The organism is Xenophilus arseniciresistens (genome assembly GCF_028023875.1).
Taxonomy (GTDB): domain Bacteria; phylum Pseudomonadota; class Gammaproteobacteria; order Burkholderiales; family Burkholderiaceae_C; genus Xenophilus; species Xenophilus arseniciresistens.
In genome coordinates this window covers 92,677-110,121 of sequence record NZ_JAQIPB010000013.1, presented here as the reverse complement: position 1 = coordinate 110,121, position 17,445 = coordinate 92,677, and the positions used below count along the sequence as shown (strand labels likewise).

At 70.8% G+C, this 17,445-nt stretch carries 14 protein-coding genes; 3 read left to right on the top strand and 11 right to left on the bottom strand.

Annotated elements, in window-relative coordinates; translation table 11 throughout:
• Positions 1 to 73 precede the first annotated feature (73 nt).
• Both PGB34_RS22105 and PGB34_RS22100 read right to left on the bottom strand, forming a co-directional pair.
• Positions 74 to 1,060 (bottom strand): UPF0280 family protein, encoded by a 987-nt coding sequence (locus PGB34_RS22105; RefSeq protein WP_271430272.1) that lies wholly within the window; start codon positions 1,058 to 1,060, stop codon positions 74 to 76.
• Positions 1,061 to 1,074: 14 nt separating this feature from the next.
• Positions 1,075 to 2,718, bottom strand: coding sequence for a 6-hydroxynicotinate reductase (locus PGB34_RS22100; protein ID WP_271430271.1), 1,644 nt, complete (start codon positions 2,716 to 2,718; stop codon positions 1,075 to 1,077).
• Between the two features lie 322 nt (positions 2,719 to 3,040).
• Here PGB34_RS22100 and PGB34_RS22095 point away from each other — a divergent pair, with 322 nt between their 5' ends.
• Genes PGB34_RS22095 through PGB34_RS22085 form a run of 3 tightly spaced genes read left to right on the top strand, consistent with a single transcriptional unit; the run spans position 3,041 to position 5,750 of the window.
• The gene (locus tag PGB34_RS22095) at positions 3,041 to 3,814 is read left to right on the top strand and encodes a ferredoxin--NADP reductase (RefSeq protein ID WP_271430270.1); all 774 of its coding nucleotides are present in this window, start codon (positions 3,041 to 3,043) and stop codon (positions 3,812 to 3,814) included.
• 23 nt (positions 3,815 to 3,837) lie between these two features.
• A complete protein-coding gene (locus PGB34_RS22090) occupies positions 3,838 to 4,608 on the top strand; it encodes a TetR family transcriptional regulator (RefSeq protein WP_271430269.1) in 771 nt (256 codons plus the stop codon).
• Positions 4,554 to 5,750: an amidohydrolase family protein gene (locus PGB34_RS22085; RefSeq protein WP_271430268.1), complete on the top strand. Its 1,197-nt coding sequence runs from the start codon at positions 4,554 to 4,556 to the stop codon at positions 5,748 to 5,750. The genes PGB34_RS22090 and PGB34_RS22085 overlap by 55 nt, the downstream gene beginning before the upstream one ends.
• A gap of 19 nt (positions 5,751 to 5,769) precedes the next feature.
• On the opposite strand, the gene PGB34_RS22080 is transcribed toward PGB34_RS22085, so the two are convergent.
• The 9 genes from PGB34_RS22080 to hutH all read right to left on the bottom strand — a co-directional run bounded on the left by PGB34_RS22080 (position 5,770) and on the right by hutH (position 17,438).
• The gene (locus PGB34_RS22080; RefSeq protein WP_271430267.1) at positions 5,770 to 6,426 is read right to left on the bottom strand and encodes a 2-dehydro-3-deoxy-6-phosphogalactonate aldolase; all 657 of its coding nucleotides are present in this window, start codon (positions 6,424 to 6,426) and stop codon (positions 5,770 to 5,772) included.
• 38 nt (positions 6,427 to 6,464) lie between these two features.
• A complete protein-coding gene (locus tag PGB34_RS22075; protein WP_271430266.1) occupies positions 6,465 to 7,445 on the bottom strand; it encodes a 2-dehydro-3-deoxygalactonokinase in 981 nt (326 codons plus the stop codon).
• A 93-nt stretch (positions 7,446 to 7,538) separates the two neighbouring features.
• Entirely contained in the window at positions 7,539 to 9,902 is a 2,364-nt protein-coding gene (locus PGB34_RS22070) for a CHASE2 and HATPase_c domain-containing protein (protein WP_271430265.1), read from the bottom strand.
• 211 nt (positions 9,903 to 10,113) lie between these two features.
• Positions 10,114 to 10,932 (bottom strand): N-formylglutamate deformylase, encoded by an 819-nt coding sequence (hutG, locus tag PGB34_RS22065; RefSeq protein ID WP_271430264.1) that lies wholly within the window; start codon positions 10,930 to 10,932, stop codon positions 10,114 to 10,116.
• An 18-nt stretch (positions 10,933 to 10,950) separates the two neighbouring features.
• A complete protein-coding gene (locus PGB34_RS22060) occupies positions 10,951 to 12,336 on the bottom strand; it encodes a formimidoylglutamate deiminase (protein WP_271430263.1) in 1,386 nt (461 codons plus the stop codon).
• Entirely contained in the window at positions 12,333 to 13,553 is a 1,221-nt protein-coding gene (hutI, locus tag PGB34_RS22055) for an imidazolonepropionase (RefSeq protein WP_271430262.1), read from the bottom strand. Before hutI ends, PGB34_RS22060 begins: the two co-directional genes overlap by 4 nt.
• Positions 13,550 to 14,140, bottom strand: coding sequence for a HutD/Ves family protein (locus PGB34_RS22050; protein WP_271430261.1), 591 nt, complete (start codon positions 14,138 to 14,140; stop codon positions 13,550 to 13,552). The genes hutI and PGB34_RS22050 overlap by 4 nt, the downstream gene beginning before the upstream one ends.
• Positions 14,140 to 15,861 (bottom strand): urocanate hydratase, encoded by a 1,722-nt coding sequence (hutU, locus tag PGB34_RS22045; RefSeq protein WP_271430260.1) that lies wholly within the window; start codon positions 15,859 to 15,861, stop codon positions 14,140 to 14,142. Before hutU ends, PGB34_RS22050 begins: the two co-directional genes overlap by 1 nt.
• Before the next feature lie 32 nt (positions 15,862 to 15,893).
• The gene (gene hutH, locus PGB34_RS22040; RefSeq protein WP_271430259.1) at positions 15,894 to 17,438 is read right to left on the bottom strand and encodes a histidine ammonia-lyase; all 1,545 of its coding nucleotides are present in this window, start codon (positions 17,436 to 17,438) and stop codon (positions 15,894 to 15,896) included.
• Positions 17,439 to 17,445: the final 7 nt, after the last annotated feature.

Sequence of the window (17,445 nt, the reverse complement as noted above, 5' to 3'; positions counted from 1 at the left end):
GCCGCGCACCGCAATGCGGCAGCACGGGCGGGGTTGGGAGGCGGGAACAACTTCATCATGGATGCGCCATTCGTTAAGCAAATACTGAACCAACTGCCACATCACCGCCGGGGCGATGACGTGCAATCGCCGGGGACGCCCGATCTCCACAAGGGCCGGCATCTGCTGTGCCTTCGGCCTGCGCCCCGCGCAGCGCCGAGCATAAGGGTTCAAGCAGCATCGCCTGCCCCTGGCAGACCAGGATGGCGGCATGAATCCGGCCGGCATCGCGCAAGGCCTGCGCGCAGGCCAGGCCGCGCGCCAGCGCCGCAGCCACCAGCGCGCTCGGCAGGGCCGGCACGTCGACCGTGACGGGCAGGCTGCCCAGGTCGCTGTTGTCCTTGCAGGTGTTGGCGGGCTTTCGCACGATGGACGGATGCGCCACATCGACCGCATTGGCGATCACGGTGGCCGCGGCGTCGGCCTGCGCGCCCGTGGCGGCCAGCACGGTGACGCTGTCGGCAATGCCCAGCGAGAAGCTGCGCCCGCGCCAACCGCTGGTGGCCACGCCGCGCACGGGCATGGCGGCGTCGATCTGGAACTGGCCGTCGGTCTGCAGCGGGGCCTGTTGCGCGCCGGGGTCGAAGCGGGCCAGATCGGCAAACAGGCCCACGCGCACCTGCGCGCCGGGCGCCAGGTGCAGCGCGATGTCGCCGCCGTTGTTGACCCAGGCGCGCATGATGCCGCTTGCCGCATAGCAGCCGATCAGCGCATCGGCCACGGCGCCGGCCACGGCCGCCATGGGCGTGATGAACTGCGGCGCGCCAGCCACTGCGGCCACGCAGGCCGCGTGCATGCGGCGCGCCACCCCGCCCTGCAGCGCCGTGGGCGCGGCCACGTCCTGGCGCAGCGCGGGCAGCTCGGCCACCAGCGCATCGAGCAGCGGCATGAAGCGCAGCCACGCGGCCTCGTGCGCAGCCGCCACGGCGGCAGCCTCGCCCTCGGCCTGCAGCACGAGGTCCATCGGCCCGTGCTGGAAGTGCCAGCGCCGGGCGTCGAGGCGGTGTCGGGTGGCGGCCATGTGTCTGCGCGCGTTCAGCCCAGCATGGGCACATGGCCCAGCGGCCAGACGTTGTCGGCACCGGGCGCGACCCAGCGGCGGGCCTGCGGTGCACCATCGTCCTGCCAGGCGCCGCGGCGCAGCGCCTGTTCGAGCGACATCACATGGTCCACATGGCCGCCCAGCGCGGCAAAGTCAGCCAGCCGCATGCTGAATTCGATGGGCGCGATGATGGCCGGCGTGGGCACGGTGCCAAAAGCGTTGTCGGGCATGCGCATCACGTCGGCCATCACGGTGATGCCGCCGCCGGGCCACACATAGGCCGGCGCGCCGCCGCAGGTGACGTTGACCAGCGCCCGCTTGATGGCGCGCGTGAGCAGGATCGGGTTCTCGGTGACGCCCGCGCGCAGCGAGCCGCCCGCGCCGCCCAGGAAGAGCACCGTGCACAGCGAAGGCTCGCAGTTCTCGCCGATGCGGTCGACCACCTTCTGCACTTCGGCCGGCATGCCCTGGCGCACGGGCTGGAGCTGGTCGTCGAGCACGTACCACTCGGCCTGCTCGCCGGTGGTGGAGGTCATGAGCAGGCGCAGGCCGGGCCGGGCGACGCCTTCTTCCCAGCCTTCGATGATGGCCAGCGGGTCGGCGATGTCGGTGCCGCCCCAGCCGCTGCCCGGGTTGGCCACCTGGAAGTAGCGGCCCGGCGTGGACTTGCGCCCGCGCATCTGGATGCCCGAGGGCGCCATCGACAGGCAGCGGCCGGCCTGGTGTTCGGTCAGCACGCCGGTGATGTGGTCGTCGACCACCACCACCTCGTCGGCGAGGCCCAGCAGCTGCTTGGCGAAGATGCCCACCGTGGCCGAGCCGCAGCCCACGCGCATGCGCTGCTCTTCCACGCCGTTGACGATGGGCGCCCTGCCGGCCTGGATGGTGAGGCTGGCGCCGCCGTCGATGGTGCATTCGGCCGCCTGCTTGTTGCACAGGCTCTGCATCAGCTCCAGGGTCATGCGACCCTCTTTCTTGCTGCCGCCCGTGAGGTGGTGCACGCCGCCCAGCGAGAGCATCTGCGAGCCGTACTCGGCCGTGGTCACATGGCCCACCACTTCGCCGCGGTAGCGCACGTTGGCCTGCTCGGCGCCCAGGAAGCGGTCGGTGTCGATCTTCACCTTCACGCTGCAGTAGCTGAAGATGCCCTCGGTGACCACCGTGACCATGTCCACGCCCTGGGCCTTGGAGGCCACGATGAAGGGCGCGGGCTTGTAGTCGGGGTAGGTGGTGGAGGCACCGATGCCGGTGACGAAGACCTGGTCGGCCAGCAGCAGGTCGCCGTCCCAATCTGGCGCTGGAGGCACTGGAGGCGCCGCAGGCTCTGCAGGGGCCTCGCCCTGCGCGCCTTCGCGCGCAAAGGGCACCAGGGCCGGCGACGGGCTGTCCAGCTCGCGGCGCAGCAGCACCACCGGGTCCACGCGCACCAGCACGCCGGCCTGGTTGGCGTAGCGGTCGCAGGCGCCCGTGCGGCCCTCGGAGATCTGGCACAGCACCGGGCAGGCGTTGCATTCCACCTTCGCGGTGCTCATGCGCTCGTTGCGCGGCGGCGCCTTGCCCAGGCCCAGCGCCGCGCTGTCGCTCAGCACGGGCAGGTCCATGCCCGGCAGGCCGTCGGTCTTGGTGTGTTCAGTCATCGTGGCGTTCCGTTGATGCAAGGGCCCGGTTTGCAACAAGCATGCCCGCATGCGGGTTTGTCTCGTGCTTGTGACGCCGGCGCCCTTTGTGTAGCATCCACTCCACTTTCATGTGGTGTTTGCTACATGAATTGGAAATTTAACGGTCCGGCGCGAAGCTTGCATGGGTGTTTTCCTTAGAAGGCACTCATGGTTTCGCAGGGGGCTGGTCACCGGCCTGGTGCGCGATGCCCGACAATTGGGCGCCTCCGGCCTGACGCCGCCAGCCTCGTTTGCAAGCCTTGCGTCTGTCGATTTCCACTTTTTCACTTCAAGCCTTGCCATGAGTGCTTTCAACGAAGAACGCGTTCTGTCCGTCCACCACTGGACCGACCGTCTGTTCAGTTTCAAGACCACGCGCGACGCCGCGCTGCGCTTTTCCAACGGCCACTTCACCATGATCGGCCTCAAGATCAATGGCAAGCCGCTGCTGCGCGCCTACAGCATCGCCAGCGCCAATTACGAGGAAGAGCTGGAGTTCCTGTCGATCAAGGTCGAGAACGGCCCGCTGACTTCACACCTGCAGCACATCAAGGTGGGCGACACCATCGTGGTGGGCCGCAAGCCCACGGGCACGCTGCTGATCGACTACACGCTGCCGGGCAAGCGCCTGTACCTGTTCGGCACAGGCACGGGCCTGGCACCGTTCATGAGCACGATCCGCGACCCCGAGACTTATGAGAAGTACGAGCAGGTGATCCTGGTGCACGGCGTGCGCGAAGTGGCCGAGCTGGCCTACCACGACTACATCACGCAGGAGCTGCCCAAGCACGAGTTCCTGGGCGAGATGGTGAGCAAGCAGCTGCTGTACTACCCCACCGTCACGCGCGAGCCCTTCCGCAACCAGGGCCGCATCACCGACCTGATCAAGAGCAACAAGCTCACCGACGACCTGGGCCTGCCCCCGATCAGCCCGCTGGAAGACCGCGCCATGATGTGCGGCAGCCCGGCGCTGCTGGCCGACCTGAAGGAAATCCTCGAGAAGCGCGACTTCGAGGAAGGAAACACCACGGTTCCCGGCGATTTCGTCGTGGAACGCGCCTTCGTCGAGAAGTAATCTCGGCCAAGGCCTGAACCCGAATGGCCACGCGCAAGACCGCAACCGCCCGCCCCCAGCGCAAGACGGGCGTGCGCGAGGCCCAGGCGCAGGCCTCGAAGGACGCCATCCTGCGCGCGGCCACCCGGGTGTTCGCCAAGTACGGTTATGACGGCGGCAGCGTCGAGAAGATCTCCAAGGCCGCCAAGTCCTATGACCGGATGATCTACTACTACTTCGGCAGCAAGGAAGGGCTGTTCGTCGCGGTGCTGGAGGGCATCTACCAGCGCATGGACGAGGCCGAGGCCGCCATCGCGCTGGACATGGCGCAGCCCGTGCAGGCGCTGACCGAGGTGATCCGCTTCGTGCTGGGCTACTACCGCGCCAACCCCGACTTCATCACGCTGCTCAACACCGAGAACCTGCACAAGGGCCGGCACATCACCAAGTCGCTGCGGGCGCGCGAATACTCCTCGCGCGCCGTGGCCATCATCGAGCAGATCCTGGCCAGCGGCGCCGCGCAGGGGCTGTTCCGCCAGGGCGTCGCCGCGCGCGACCTGTACCTGCTGATCGCAGCCACGGGCTACTTCTACATGTCCAACCGCTACACGCTCACCAGCTTCCTGGGCGAGTCGCTGGAATCGGCCGAGGCCGTGGCGCATTGGGAAGCCTTCGTCACCGAGACGGTGCTGCGCACGGTGCGACTGGACGAAAAGAACAACAACGAGATTTCCCTCCCCACCCCTCACGAGGAATCGAAATGGCAGAAGCCGCAGCCGGCGCGAAGTCGGGCAAGGTCATCATCCGCAACATAGGGCTGCTGCTCTCGGGCGACATAGACAAACCGATCCTGGACGCCGACACGATCGTCGTGGATGACGGCCTGATCACGGCCGTGGGCAAGTTCAAGGACTGCGACACCGAAAGCGCGAAGACCGTGATCGACGCCCGGGGCGTGTGCGTCGCGCCGGGGCTGATCGACAGCCACGTGCACCCCGTGGCCGGCGACTGGACGCCGCGCCAGAGCCAGCTCAACTGGATCGAATCCAGCATGAACGGCGGCGTGACCACCATGATTTCGGCCGGCGAGGTTCACTACCCGGGCCGGCCCAAGGACATCGTGGGCCTGAAGGCGCTGGCCATCACGGCGCAGCGTGCCTTTGACGCCTTCCGCCCCGGCGGCGTGAAGGTGCTGGCCGGCGCGCCCGTCATCGAAAAGGGCATGGTCGAGAGCGACTTCAAGGAGCTGGCCGAGGCCGGCGTGGGCCTGCTGGGCGAAGTGGGCCTGGGCACGGTGAAGGCCGGCTACGAGGCCAAGGAGATGGTGGCATGGGCGCGCAAGTACGGCATCCAGAGCACCATCCACACGGGCGGCCCCTCGGTGCCGGGCTCGGGCTACATCGACAAGGACACGGTGCTGGAGGCCGATGCCGACATCATCGGCCACATCAACGGCGGCCACACCTCGCTGCCGCTCAGGCATGTGTGCGATCTGTGCGAGCAAAGCACGCGCGGCATCGAGATCGTGCACAACGGCAATGAGCGCGTGGCCATCGGCGCGGCGCGCGCGGCCATCGAACTCAAGTGCCCGCACCGCGTGATCCTGGGCACCGACGGGCCGGCCGGCTCGGGCGTGCAGCCGCTGGGCATTCTGCGCATGGTGTCGCTGATCTCGTCGATGGCCGACATCCCGGCCGAGATCGTGTTCTGCTTTGCCACCGGCAACACGGCGCGCATGCGCAACCTGAACTGCGGTTTGGTCGAAGTGGGCCGCGCGGCCGACTTCGTGTTCATGGACCGCGCGCAGCACACGGCCGGCAAAACGCTGCTCGAAAGCGTGCAGCTGGGCGACATCCCGGGCGTGGGCATGGTGATGATCGACGGCCTGGTGCGCGCGGGCCGCAGCCGCAACACACCGCCCGCGACCGAAGTGCCCGTGGTGCTGGGCACGCACTGAGCGCGCCGGTTTTTCTTCTTCAGGACGACAGCGCGCCCCAGGCCTGCACGAAGCGGCGCGCGTTCTCTGCCACCGCCTGCGCCGACTGACCCGGGCTGTAGAGCGCCGAGCCCAGGCCGAAGCCGCTGACGCCCGCGCGCACGAAGGGCGCCATGTTGTCGGGCGTGATGCCGCCCACGGGCAGCAGCTTCAGCTCGCGCGGCAGCACCGCGCGCATGGCCTTGACGACGGCGGGCGTGATCAGCTCGGCCGGAAAGAGTTTGACCGCGTCGGCGCCCGCGGCCACGGCCGCGAAGGCCTCGGTGGGCGTGGCCACGCCGGGCACGCACAGCAGGCCCGCGGCCTTGGCCGCGCGGATCACCTCGGTGTCGGCATGGGGCATGACGATGATCTCGCCGCCCGCGTCCTTCACGCGCTGCACGTCCTCCACGCGCAGCACGGTGCCCGCGCCCACCAGCACCTGCGCTGGCAGCGCCCGGCGCAGCCGCGCGATGCTGTCCAGCGGCTGCGGCGAGTTCAGCGGCACCTCGATGATGGAAAAGCCCGCCTGCACCAGGGCTTCGCCCACGGCCTGCGCCTCGTCGGGCGCGATGCCGCGCAGGATGGCGACCAGGGGAAGGGCGGCCATGGCGGCCTGAAGGCGGTGGCTCGTGTCGGGGCTGGAAGCGGTGGTCATGGGAGGCAGGGAAAGTCTGGAGGAGCTTGGGTGGGAATTCAGCGCGGCGCCAGCCACAGGCGCCGCGCGGCCTGCACCAGGCCCTGGCGCGAGGCGTCTTCGGCATCGCGCAGTGTCGGCGCAAAGCCGGCGGCCTCGAGCGCCGCGTGGTACAGCGTGCCCAGGCGGCCGGCCGCGATCAGCTGCACGCCCTGCCCATCCCCGGCCGTCTGGCGCGCGCGCATGGCCGCGAGTTCCGCGCCGATCAGCAGGCCCGACAGCCGCGCAGCGCCGTCGGCGCGCTGCTCGTGGCCCAGCAGTTGGGCTGCGCGCAGGCGAAAGAGCAGCTGCGTCAGGGCCGCAGGCTCGCGCAGCGCGCTGGCCACGCCTTCGAGGAAGGCCGCGTCCGGCACCTGCGCCGCTGCGGCCACCTCGGCGGCCTCGGTGGCCTCGACCGCATGGCTCAGGATGCTGTGGCGCGAGAGCACCGCGAACAGCTCGCCGGTCATGCAGGTGGCAAAGCCGCTGATCGCACCGTGTTGCAGGCTGACCCACTTGCTGTGCGTGCCCGGAATGCAGACGCTTCCCGTGAAGTCGGGCGCGATGGCGCCCAGCAGCTGCGTCTCTTCGCCGCGCATCACGTCGGGCTGCCGGGCATCGGTGCAGGCCACGCCCGGCAGGATGCGCAGCTCATGGCCCGCAAAGTCGAAAGGCACGGGCACGGCGCCCTGGTGCAGCGCGTCCAGCCGCGTGGGCGTGTGCAGGTAGGGCGCCTCCAGCCAGCCCTGGCGCGCGCCGACCATGCCGCACATCAGCACCGGCAGCCCGGCCGGGGCCTGCAGTTGCGCCAGATGCGCCTGCAGCACCGGCGCAAAGCCGGCCTGCGCGCAATGCAGCATGCCTTCGCTGCTGCGCGTGTGGGCCAGCACCTGGCCGTCGGCGGCCATGAGCCAGGCGCGAAAGCTGCTGGTGCCCCAGTCCACACCGACGAAGGCGGCCTGCACGGCGCGGCCGGGGGCGTGGTTGTTCTTGTTGTCCATGTCTTGCTCCGGGAAGGGAGCGACGAGTTTCGGCGAAAGGCGCCCGCGGCTGCGGCCCCCTGGGCGAGGGCGCGCAATCCAGATCGAATCGGATCAGCTCAGCGGCCCTTCGTCGACCACCAGTTGCGGCAACCCAATGAGGAAGCTGCTGCCCTGCCCCGGCATGCTCCACAGATCGATCCAGCCGCCGTGGCGCTCCACCACGGCCCACACCACGGCCAGCCCCACGCCATGCGAGCGCAGCGGCGCCGCGGCCTTGGCTGGCGAGGCGGGGGCGCCGCGCGGCGGCGGCGGCGCTGCGGGCTCGCGGCGCAGCAGCCGGCAGACCTGCTCGGCATCCATGCCCTCGCCTTCGTCGCTCACGCACAGCAGCACTTCACCATCGCCCGCGCCCACGCACAGCAGCACGCTGGCGTTTTCGCGGCTGTGGCGGATGGCGTTGTTCAGCAGGTTGACCACGGCCCGCTTGAGCAGCTCGGCATTGCCGCGCACGAACAGCTCGCCATCGCTCCAGACCTGCAACTGCACCTGCACGCCCCGGCTGCCGGCATAGGCCCAGACCTGGTCCGCCGCGTCGCCGGCCACCGCGCCGATCAGCACCTCCTCCTGCGAGAAATGGCCCGCCTCGGCCTGGCTCAGGTCCATGAAGCCGTCGGCCAGCGCCAGGGTGCGTGCCACTTCGCGGCGCACCGCGCAGGCCAGCTCGGCGCGGCCCGGCGCGTCGGGGTGCTTGCGCTCGGCCAGCGCCACGTGGCCCAGGATGTTGGCCTGCGGGCTGCGCAGGTCGTGCGAGAGGAAGCGCAGCCACTGCGCGCGCTCGGCCTCGAGCTGGCGGGCGGCGGTCAGGTCGTCCAGCACCACGGCCCAGCCCCGGGCGCGCCGCTGCAGCGGCACGCAGCGCACGCGGAAGACCTGGCCCGCGTGGTGATAGACCATGCGCTGGTGAACGTCGGCCCAGTGGCCCTGGCGCAGCGGCGGGGCCTTCGGGTCGTGCATCGCCTCCAGCAGCATGGGCAGCCGCTGCGCCACCGTGCGGCCCTGCGCGTCGCGCAGCCGCTGCAGGTGCAGCAGGCGCCGCGCGGCCGGGTTGGCATGGTGGATCGTGCCGTCCTCCCCGCACAGCAGCACGGCCACGGGCAGGTCGCTCAGGCTCTGGCGGAACAGGGCCTGCACGGCCTCGAGCCGGTCCACGGTCGCACTCAGCTTTTCGGTGTATTCCTCGGCCGCGTCCAGGATGCGGCGGCGCGTGGGGGGCGGATCGTCCTGCGCGCGCACGAAATGCTCCAGCCGCGCCAGCGTGCGCCTGAAATAGCCGAACACCAGGGACTGGCGGCGCCAGCTGCACACGCCGTAGCCCAGCATCAGCCCAAGCACCGGCGCCACGGGCGACACCCAGTAGCCATGGTCCAGCAACGCGATGCTGCCCACGATGCACAGCAGCGCCATCGCCACGCCGCCGAGGGCCGAGTGCCGCTCCCAGCGCAGGTAGCCCAGCAGCCCCAGCAGCACGGGCACCACCACCCACAGCACCGCGCACCAGCCCATGAACGCATGCACCGTGCGGCCCGTGCGCAGGGCCTCGATGGCATTGGCATGCAGCTCCACCTTCGTCATTCGCCAGGGCGGCCCCACGGTGGAGGCCCGCCACAGGTCGCTCAGTTCGGCGTCGGGGCCCAGGCCCACCATCAGGTCCCGGCCCGCCAGGGCGCCGGCTGGCACATTTCCCCGCAGCACATCGACGTACGAGAACGTGCGGAACTGCCCCGCCGAGATGGCCGGCGGAAAGCCGATCGGCCCCTTGCGCAGCCAGCCACGCGCACCCGCGTCCGCGCCGGGCGCCGGGCGCCAGCGCGCATGCGCCTGGCGCACATCGGCATCGGCCAGCAGCAGGCCGACGTAGGGCAGCGGAGCGCCGGGCGGCCCTTCGTAGGCATACACGGTGCGCGCCACCGCATCGAGGTCGCGCACCAGCCGCATGTGGCCCACGCCGGCGGCCGCCTGCACCAGCGCAGGCGGGTGCGTGCGCCATTGGGCGTTCTGGGCGTTGCGCACCTTCGGATCGGCCAGCACGGCATGGCGCACCAGGTACACGGGCAGGCCGGCCATGGCCTCGGCCAGGGGCTGCGGCGCGTCCATCCAGGGCGCAGGCTGGTCCAGCGGCAGGTCGAGCACCACGGCGCGCGGCTGGTGCCGGGCCAGCTGCCGCAGCAGTTGCGCGTGCACGGCGTGCTTCCAGGGCCAGGGGCCCAGTTCGTCCAGGCTCTTGCGGTCCACCACCACCAGCGCCACCTGGCCCGAGGGGGGCACGGCCATGGCGTGCAGCAGCCTGTCGCGCAGCGCGCCGTCCAGGTGGCGCATGACGGCGCTCTGGTCCAGCCACAGCGCGGCCAGGGGCACCAGCAGGGCCACCAGCAGCCATTGCAGGCTCAGCCGCCAGGGGGAGTTCAGCCGCGGCATGGGGAATCGTCCCGGCGAGGAGCAGAGGCGGAAGGGGCGGGCGGCGGCGTGCGCATGGCGGTTGGGCGTGAGATGCTCACATTTTGTTGCCGTGCACAAATGGCTGACCGCTGGCTGACAGCATCAGGAATGTCAAACAGGCGGAATATTTGACAACTTTCGATGCAAATCGTGGCCCAACCGCGCCGGGCGGCCCGGCAGGGCGCCGCCCTCAGCGCCCGCGTGCAAAGTCCAGCACGGCTTCGAGCATGCGCCGCAGGTGCGGCTGCACGCCCGCGGCCACGCCGGGCAGGTAGTCGAAGGGCAGGGCTTCCTGCATGTAGCTGCTTTGCGTCATCTCCAGCTGCACGGCGTGCTGGCCTTCCTGCGGGCGGCCGTGGTGGCGCGTGATGTAGCCGCCCGTGAAACGGCCGTTGAGCACCGCCGTGTAGCCGCTCGCGTCCTTCGCGATGCCCAGCAGGCGCTCGGCCAGCGCGCTGTCGCAGCTGGCGCCCTGGCCGGTGCCCAGGTTCAGGTCGGGCAGCCGGCCTTCGAAGAAGCGCGGCAGCACCGAGCGGATGGAGTGGGCGTCCCACAGCATGGCGATGCCGTGGTGGGCCTTGATGCGCGCCAGCTCCCGGGCCAGCTGCGCGTGGTAGGGCTGCCAGATGGCGTCGCGGCGTGCGGCGATCTCGGCCTCGCCGGGCACGTCGGCCGCCTCGGCATAAATGGGCGTGTCGTCGAAGGTGTCGACCGGGCACAGGCCCGTGACGCTCTGGCCCGGGTACAGGCTGGCGCCGTCGGGCGGGCGGTTCAGGTCGATCACGTAGCGCGAATGCGTGGCCACCAGCACCGAGGCGCCCAGCTCGTCGGCAAAGTCGTACAGGCGCTCCAGGTGCCAGTCGGTGTCGGGCACCTGGCGCGCCTCGGCCGTGAAGCGCGCGGCCAGCGCGGGCGGCACATGGGTGCCCACATGGGGCATGGAGATCAGCAGCGGCGCCGTGCCCTGGCGAAAGCGGAAGGGCGCTTCGGTGGTGTGGAAGGCGGTCATGGGAGCACTCGGTGTTCTTCAGGAAGGATCGGCCAGCAGCTCGCGCCGCGCCTGCACGAAGCCGGCAGCGGCCTCGGCCTGCTGCGCATGGCGGCCGGCGCGCACGCGCGGCTGGCCGGCCACCCACACGCCGTCGATGGGGCGCTGGCGGCCTGCGGCAAAGACATGGGCCGACAGCATGGCCGGCGCGTCCAGCCCGGCCAGCACCGGATGCGAGGGCTGCAGCACCACGAAGTCGGCCTGCTGGCCGGGCACCAGCCCCGCGAGCGCGCGGCCCGAGGCCTGCGCGCCGCCGCGCACGGCCTCCAGCCACATCGCGCTGGCCACCTGCGGCTGCGCGGGGGTGGCCGCCACGTTGCGCTGGCGGCGTTGCAGGCGCTGCCCGTATTCGAGCATCAGCAGCTCCTCGGCCGCGTCCACGCAGGCATGGCTGTCGGAGCCCACGCCCCAGCGACCGCGCGAGCCCGTCCACTGCGGCAGGTCGAAGATCCCGTCGCCCAGGTTGGCTTCGGTGGTGGGGCACAGGCCGGCCACGGCGCCGCTGACGGCGGCGCGGCGGTACTCGTCGGCGTCCATGTGCGTGGCATGCACCAGGCACCAGCGCGCATCGACGGGCGCATGGTCCAGCAGCCAGGCCACGGGGCGCTGGCCGCTCCAGGCGACGCAGTCCTGCACCTCCTGGAGCTGCTCGGCGATGTGGATGTGGATGGGCGCCGTGGCGTCCTGCGCGGCCAGGCCGGCCAGGGCTTCGCGCAGCGCATCGGGCGGCACGGCGCGCAGCGAATGCGGCGCCAGCCCCAGGCGCGCGCCCTGCGCGTGGCAATCCGGCCGCAGGGTCTGGAGCAGGCGCAGCATCGAGTCGGTGCTGCGGATGAAGCGGCGCTGGCCCTCGGTGGGCGCCGCTGCGCCGAAGCCGCTGGCCTGGTAGAGCACGGGCAGCAGGGTCAGGCCGATGCCCGCGCGCTGCGCCGCACGCATCAGCGCGCGCGCCAGCTCGGCATCGTCGGCATACGGGCGGCCGTCGGTGTGGTGGTGGACGTAGTGGAACTCGCACACCGAGGTGAAGCCGGCTTCCAGCATCTCCACGTACAGGCCGAAGGCGATGGCCTCGAGCTGTGCGGGCGTGAGGCGCAGCGCGAAGCGGTACATCAGCGCGCGCCAGCTCCAGAAGGAATCCTGGGCTTCGGCGCGGTACTCGGTCAGCCCGGCCATGCCCCGCTGGAACGCATGCGAATGCAGGTTGGGCATGCCGGGGACGAGCGGGCCGGCCGTCTGCGCCACGCCTTCGGGCCGGGCCGCGCCCGCCTGCACCTGCGTCAGACGGCCGTCGGCGTCCCAGGCCAGCAGCACGTCGCGCGCCCAGCCCGTGGGCAGCAGCGCATCGGTGGCGAAGAGCTGGTTCACAGCGCGCCCTCCGCGATGCGGCCCTGGCGCACCACGCAGCGCACGGGGCGCTGGCCGAACCAGTAGGCCAGCTCGGCCGCGTCCTGCAGCTTCCACAGCACGAAGTTGGCGGGCCGGCCTGCGACCAGCGTGCCGTGCGTGTCCTGCAGGCCCAGCGCGCGCGCTGCATGGGTGGTGATGCCTGCAATGGCCTCGGGCACCGTCAGGCGGAACAGCGTGCAGGCCATGTTGGCCATCAGCAGCAGGGACAGGGCCGGCGAGGTGCCGGGGTTGTGGTCGGTGGACACGGCCATGGGCACGCCGGCGGCGCGCAGCGCGGCGATGGGCGGCAGCTGCGTGTCGCGCAGCGTGTAGTAGGCGCCGGGCAGCAGCACGGCCACGGTGCCGGCCGCGGCCATGGCGTCGATGCCGGCCTGCGAGAGGTGTTCGATGTGGTCGCAGGACAGCGCGCCGTAGCGCGCGGCCAGCGCGGCGCCGCCCATGTCGCTCAGTTGCTCGGCATGCAGCTTGACCGGGATGCCCAGCGCCTGCGCGGCCTGGAACACCTGCTCGGTTTCGGCCAAGGTGAAGGCGATGCGCTCGCAGAACACGTCCACGGCATCGACCAGGCCTTCGGCATGCAGCGCGGGCAGCATCTCCCGGCAGACGAGGTCGATGTAGTCCTGGCTGCGGCCGGCGTATTCGGGCGGCAGCGCATGCGCGCCCAGGAAGGTGGTGCGCACCGTCACGCCATGGGCCTCGCCCAGCCGCCGCGCCACGCGCAGCTGCTTGCGCTCGTGCTCCAGCGACAGGCCGTAGCCCGACTTGATCTCGATCGCGCACACGCCTTCGGCCAGCAGGCTTTGCAGCCGCGCCGAGGCGCTGGCGAAGAGCGAGTCCTCGCTGGCCTCGCGCGTGGCGCGCACGCTGGAGACGATGCCGCCGCCCGCTTTGGCCACCTCTTCATAGCTGGCGCCGGCCAGGCGCATCGCGAACTCGTTGGCGCGCTGGCCGCCGTAGACCAGATGCGTGTGGCAGTCGACCAGGCCTGGCGTGACCAGCGCGCCGCCGCCCTCATGGCGCGGCAGGCTCACATGCGCGGCGGGCACCGCATCGGGTGCGCCGGTCCAGACGATCCGGCCATCGGCCACGGTGATGGCGCAGGGCTGGCCGTCCAGCCCCCTGAGCCCGGTCCACAGGCCATCGGCCGAGGGGCTTTGGTCAAACCGAGTCGTCATGATGAAGCGCCCTCATCGATCTGCCATTGCACCGCGAGCAGCGCGGCCGGTGCATTGCCTTCGTCTTCTTGCAAGCGCCAGCCGGCAGGCGCGTCGGCCCACCACAGGCCCTGGCCTTGCGCCAATGCCTGATCGCCCGCGCGCCAATCGCCCTGCCAGGCCAGCAGCAAGCCGTGCGGGGCGGGGGCCAGATCGGCCGCGCCGCGCAGCACCTGCACCTGGGCGCGCAGGCGGCCGCGGCGCGTCATCACGTTGAAGTCGCTGCATCCCACGCCGCCCAGCAGCGTGCCCTCGATGGCCACATCGCCGCTGAAGGCAAAGGGCGCCAGCGGCGTGTCCAGGCGATGGTCCACCCCTTCGCCTTGCATGTGCACGCCCGGGCCATCGAGCAGCGTGATGATGCGGTCCACCCCCGCAAAGCGCGAGAAGGGGCCGCTCGCGGCGATGGTGGCGATGGACACGCGCCAGTCGAAGCCCTCGAAGCCCGCGCCTTGCGGCCAGCAGGCGATCTCGCGCGTGCTGCCGCCGCCGTTCTTCCACGGCGTGGCGGGCAGGGCATCGACGGCAAAGCGCTGCGGCATCAGCATCACTTGCTGACCATCGGCAGCTTGAGCCCGAACTTCCTGGCCGTGGCGATGGCCAGCTCGTAGCCCGCGTCGGCATGGCGCATCACGCCCGAGCCGCAGTCGTTGACCAGCACGCGCGCCAGGCGCTTCTCGGCCGCCTCGCTGCCATCGCACACGATCACCATGCCCGCATGCTGCGAGTAGCCCATGCCCACGCCGCCGCCGTGGTGCAGGCTGACCCAGGTGGCGCCGCCCGCGGTGTTGAGCAGCGCGTTGAGCAGCGGCCAGTCGGAGACGGCGTCGGTGCCGTCGCGCATGCCTTCGGTCTCGCGGTTGGGGCTGGCGACCGAGCCCGTGTCCAGGTGATCGCGGCCGATGACGATGGGCGCCTTCAGCTCGCCCTTCCTCACCATCTCGTTGAAGGCCAGGCCCGCGATGTGCCGCTCGCCCAGGCCCAGCCAGCAGATGCGCGCGGGCAGGCCCTGGAAGGCGATGCGCTCGCGCGCCATGTCCAGCCAGCGGTGGGTGTGTCTGTTCTGCGGGAACAGCGCCTTGATCTTCGCGTCGGTCTTGTAGATGTCTTCAGGGTCGCCCGAGAGCGCGACCCAGCGGAACGGGCCCTTGCCTTCGCAGAACAGCGGGCGGATGTAGGCCGGCACGAAGCCCGGGAAGTCGAAGGCGTTGGCCAGGCCCTCGTCCTTGGCCACCTGGCGGATGTTGTTGCCGTAGTCCACCGTGGGCACGCCCATGGCGTGGAAGTCCAGCATGGCCTGCACGTGCGCCTTGCAGCTTTGCGCGGCGGCCTTCTTCAGCGCGGCATGCTGCGCGGGCTCGGCCATGGCGGCCTTCCACTGCGCCACGCTCCAGCCCATGGGCAGGTAGCCGTGCACCAGGTCGTGGGCCGAGGTCTGGTCGGTCACGATGTCGGGCCGGGGGCCGCCGGCCTTGGCGCGCCTGACCAGCTCGGGCAGCACGTCGGCGGCATTGCCCAGCAGGCCGATGGAGATCGCCTCGCCCGCGGCCGTGTGCTGCGCGATCAGTTCCAGCGCATGGTCGATGTCGCGCGCCTGCTTGTCGAGGTAGCGTGTGCGCAGCCGGAAGTCGATGGAGCTTTGCTGGCATTCGACGGCCAGCACGCAGGCGCCGGCCAGCACGCCGGCCAGCGGCTGCGCCCCGCCCATGCCGCCCAGGCCGGCCGTGAGGATCCACCTGCCCGTGAGGTCGTTGCCGTAATGCTGGCGGCCGGCTTCGACGAAGGTCTCGAAGGTGCCCTGCACGATGCCCTGCGCGCCGATGTAGATCCAGCTGCCGGCCGTCATCTGGCCATACATGAACAGGCCCTTGCGGTCCAGCTCGTTGAAGTGCTCCCAGTCGGCCCACCTGGGCACCAGGTTGGAGTTGGCCAGCAGCACGCGCGGCGCGTCGGCATGGGTCTTGAACACGCCCACGGGCTTGCCCGATTGCACCAGCAGGGTCTCGTCGGCCTCCAGTTCCTTGAGCGATGCCAGGATCTGGTCGAAGCATTCCCAGTTGCGCGCCGCGCGGCCGATGCCGCCATAGACCACCAGGTCTTCGGGGCGCTCGGCCACGTCGGGGTGCAGGTTGTTCTGGATCATGCGAAAGGGCGCTTCAGTGAGCCAGCTCTTGCACGAGAGCTGCGTGCCCGTGGGCGCCGCGACCTTGCGGCTGGGGTCGTGACGGGTGCCGAGGTTGGCGACGAAGGGCGTGGTGGGTGCGTTCATGGAAATGAGCTCCTTGAAGGTCGGATCGGGTCTCAGGCGTGGCTGGGCAGAAGTTCGGTCAGCGCGGCGGGCAGATCGGCCTGCAGGGCCCACAGGCGCATGGCTTCGATGTCGGGCGCAAGGTAGCGGTCGCCCGCGACGAAGGCCACCCGGGTGCGGATGCGCGCGATCTCGGCTTCGATCAGCGCCGAGCTGCGCGGCGTCTTCTCACTGCGCTTGAGTTCAATGCCTTGCGCGGCCGCCATCGCCTCGATGCCGATCACCACGGCCGTGTTGTCCACCATCTCGCTCAGGCGCCGCGCGGCAAAGGTGGCCATGGAGACATGATCCTCCTGATTGGCCGAGGTGGGCAGGCTGTCCACGCTGGCCGGATGGGCGAGCGACTTGTTCTCCGACGCGAGCGCCGCGGCCGTGACCTGGGCGATCATGAAGCCCGAGTTCAGGCCACCATCGCGCACCAGGAAGGGCGGCAGGCCCGACAGGCCGGTGTCCAGCAGCAGCGCGATGCGGCGCTCGGCAATGGCGCCGATCTCGCTCACGGCCAGCGCGATGATGTCGGCCGCGAAGGCCACGGGCTCGGCGTGGAAGTTGCCGCCCGAGATGACTTCGCCCGTGTCGATGAAGACCAGGGGGTTGTCCGATGCGGCATTGGCTTCGGTGACCAGCACGCGCGACGCGTGTGCGAGGTTGTCCAGGCAGGCACCCATCACCTGCGGGATGCAGCGGATGGAGTAGGGGTCCTGCACGCGGCCGCAGTCGGCATGGCTGGGGATGATGGCGCTGCCATCGAGCAAGGCGCGCACGGCGGCGGCGACCGCGATCTGCCCCGGCTGGCCGCGCGCCGCATGGATGCGCGCGTCAAAGGGCTTGATCGAGCCCTGGATCGCTTCGAGCGAGAGCGCGCCCGACATCAGCGCCGAGGCAAACACCTTCTCGGCACCGAACAGGCCGGCCAGCGCCAGCGCGGTGGAGACCTGCGTGCCGTTGAGCAGCGCCAGCCCTTCCTTGGGGCCGAGCACGAAGGGCTCCATGCCGATGCTGCGCATGGCTTCGTTGCCCGGCACCTTGCGCCCATCGGCCAGCAGTGCCTCGCCCTCGCCGATCAGCACGCAGGCCAGATGCGCGAGCGGCGCCAGATCACCCGAGGCGCCCACCGAGCCCTTCGCCGGGATGAGGGGCGTGATGCCGGCGTTGAACAGCGCCAGCAGCGCATCGACCAGCGCGGGCCGCACGCCCGAGTGGCCGCGCGCCAGGCTCACGGCCTTGGTGGCCAGCACCAGGCGCACCACCGCCGCATCCAGCGGCGCGCCCGTGCCCACGCTGTGCGAGAGCACCAGGTTGCGCTGCAGTTCGGCCAGGTGGTCGTGGCCGATCTTGGTGCTGGCCAGCTTGCCGAAGCCCGTGTTGATGCCGTAGACCACTTCGTCGTGGTCGACGATGTGCTGCACCGTGGCCCGCGCGGCCTCCATCGGTGCGCGCGTGGCCGCATCGAGCGCGAGCGTGAGGCCGCCCGCATGGATGCGCCGCAGCGCGGCCAGCGACACGGCGCCGGGGGTGAGGGTCAAAGGGGTGGTCATGGTGGTC

Bases quoted from the DNA above. Each gene is read 5' to 3' on its own strand.
- PGB34_RS22105 (WP_271430272.1), bottom strand. From the start codon at position 1,060: ATGGCCGCCACCCGACACCGCCTCGACGCCCGGCGCTGGCACTTCCAG.
- PGB34_RS22100 (WP_271430271.1), bottom strand. From the start codon at position 2,718: ATGACTGAACACACCAAGACCGACGGCCTGCCGGGCATGGACCTGCCC.
- PGB34_RS22095 (WP_271430270.1), top strand. From the start codon at position 3,041: ATGAGTGCTTTCAACGAAGAACGCGTTCTGTCCGTCCACCACTGGACC.
- PGB34_RS22090 (WP_271430269.1), top strand. From the start codon at position 3,838: ATGGCCACGCGCAAGACCGCAACCGCCCGCCCCCAGCGCAAGACGGGC.
- PGB34_RS22085 (WP_271430268.1), top strand. From the start codon at position 4,554: ATGGCAGAAGCCGCAGCCGGCGCGAAGTCGGGCAAGGTCATCATCCGC.
- PGB34_RS22080 (WP_271430267.1), bottom strand. From the start codon at position 6,426: ATGACCACCGCTTCCAGCCCCGACACGAGCCACCGCCTTCAGGCCGCC.
- PGB34_RS22075 (WP_271430266.1), bottom strand. From the start codon at position 7,445: ATGGACAACAAGAACAACCACGCCCCCGGCCGCGCCGTGCAGGCCGCC.
- PGB34_RS22070 (WP_271430265.1), bottom strand. From the start codon at position 9,902: ATGCCGCGGCTGAACTCCCCCTGGCGGCTGAGCCTGCAATGGCTGCTG.
- hutG (WP_271430264.1), bottom strand. From the start codon at position 10,932: ATGACCGCCTTCCACACCACCGAAGCGCCCTTCCGCTTTCGCCAGGGC.
- hutI (WP_271430262.1), bottom strand. From the start codon at position 13,553: ATGACGACTCGGTTTGACCAAAGCCCCTCGGCCGATGGCCTGTGGACC.
- PGB34_RS22050 (WP_271430261.1), bottom strand. From the start codon at position 14,140: ATGCTGATGCCGCAGCGCTTTGCCGTCGATGCCCTGCCCGCCACGCCG.
- hutU (WP_271430260.1), bottom strand. From the start codon at position 15,861: ATGAACGCACCCACCACGCCCTTCGTCGCCAACCTCGGCACCCGTCAC.
- hutH (WP_271430259.1), bottom strand. From the start codon at position 17,438: ATGACCACCCCTTTGACCCTCACCCCCGGCGCCGTGTCGCTGGCCGCG.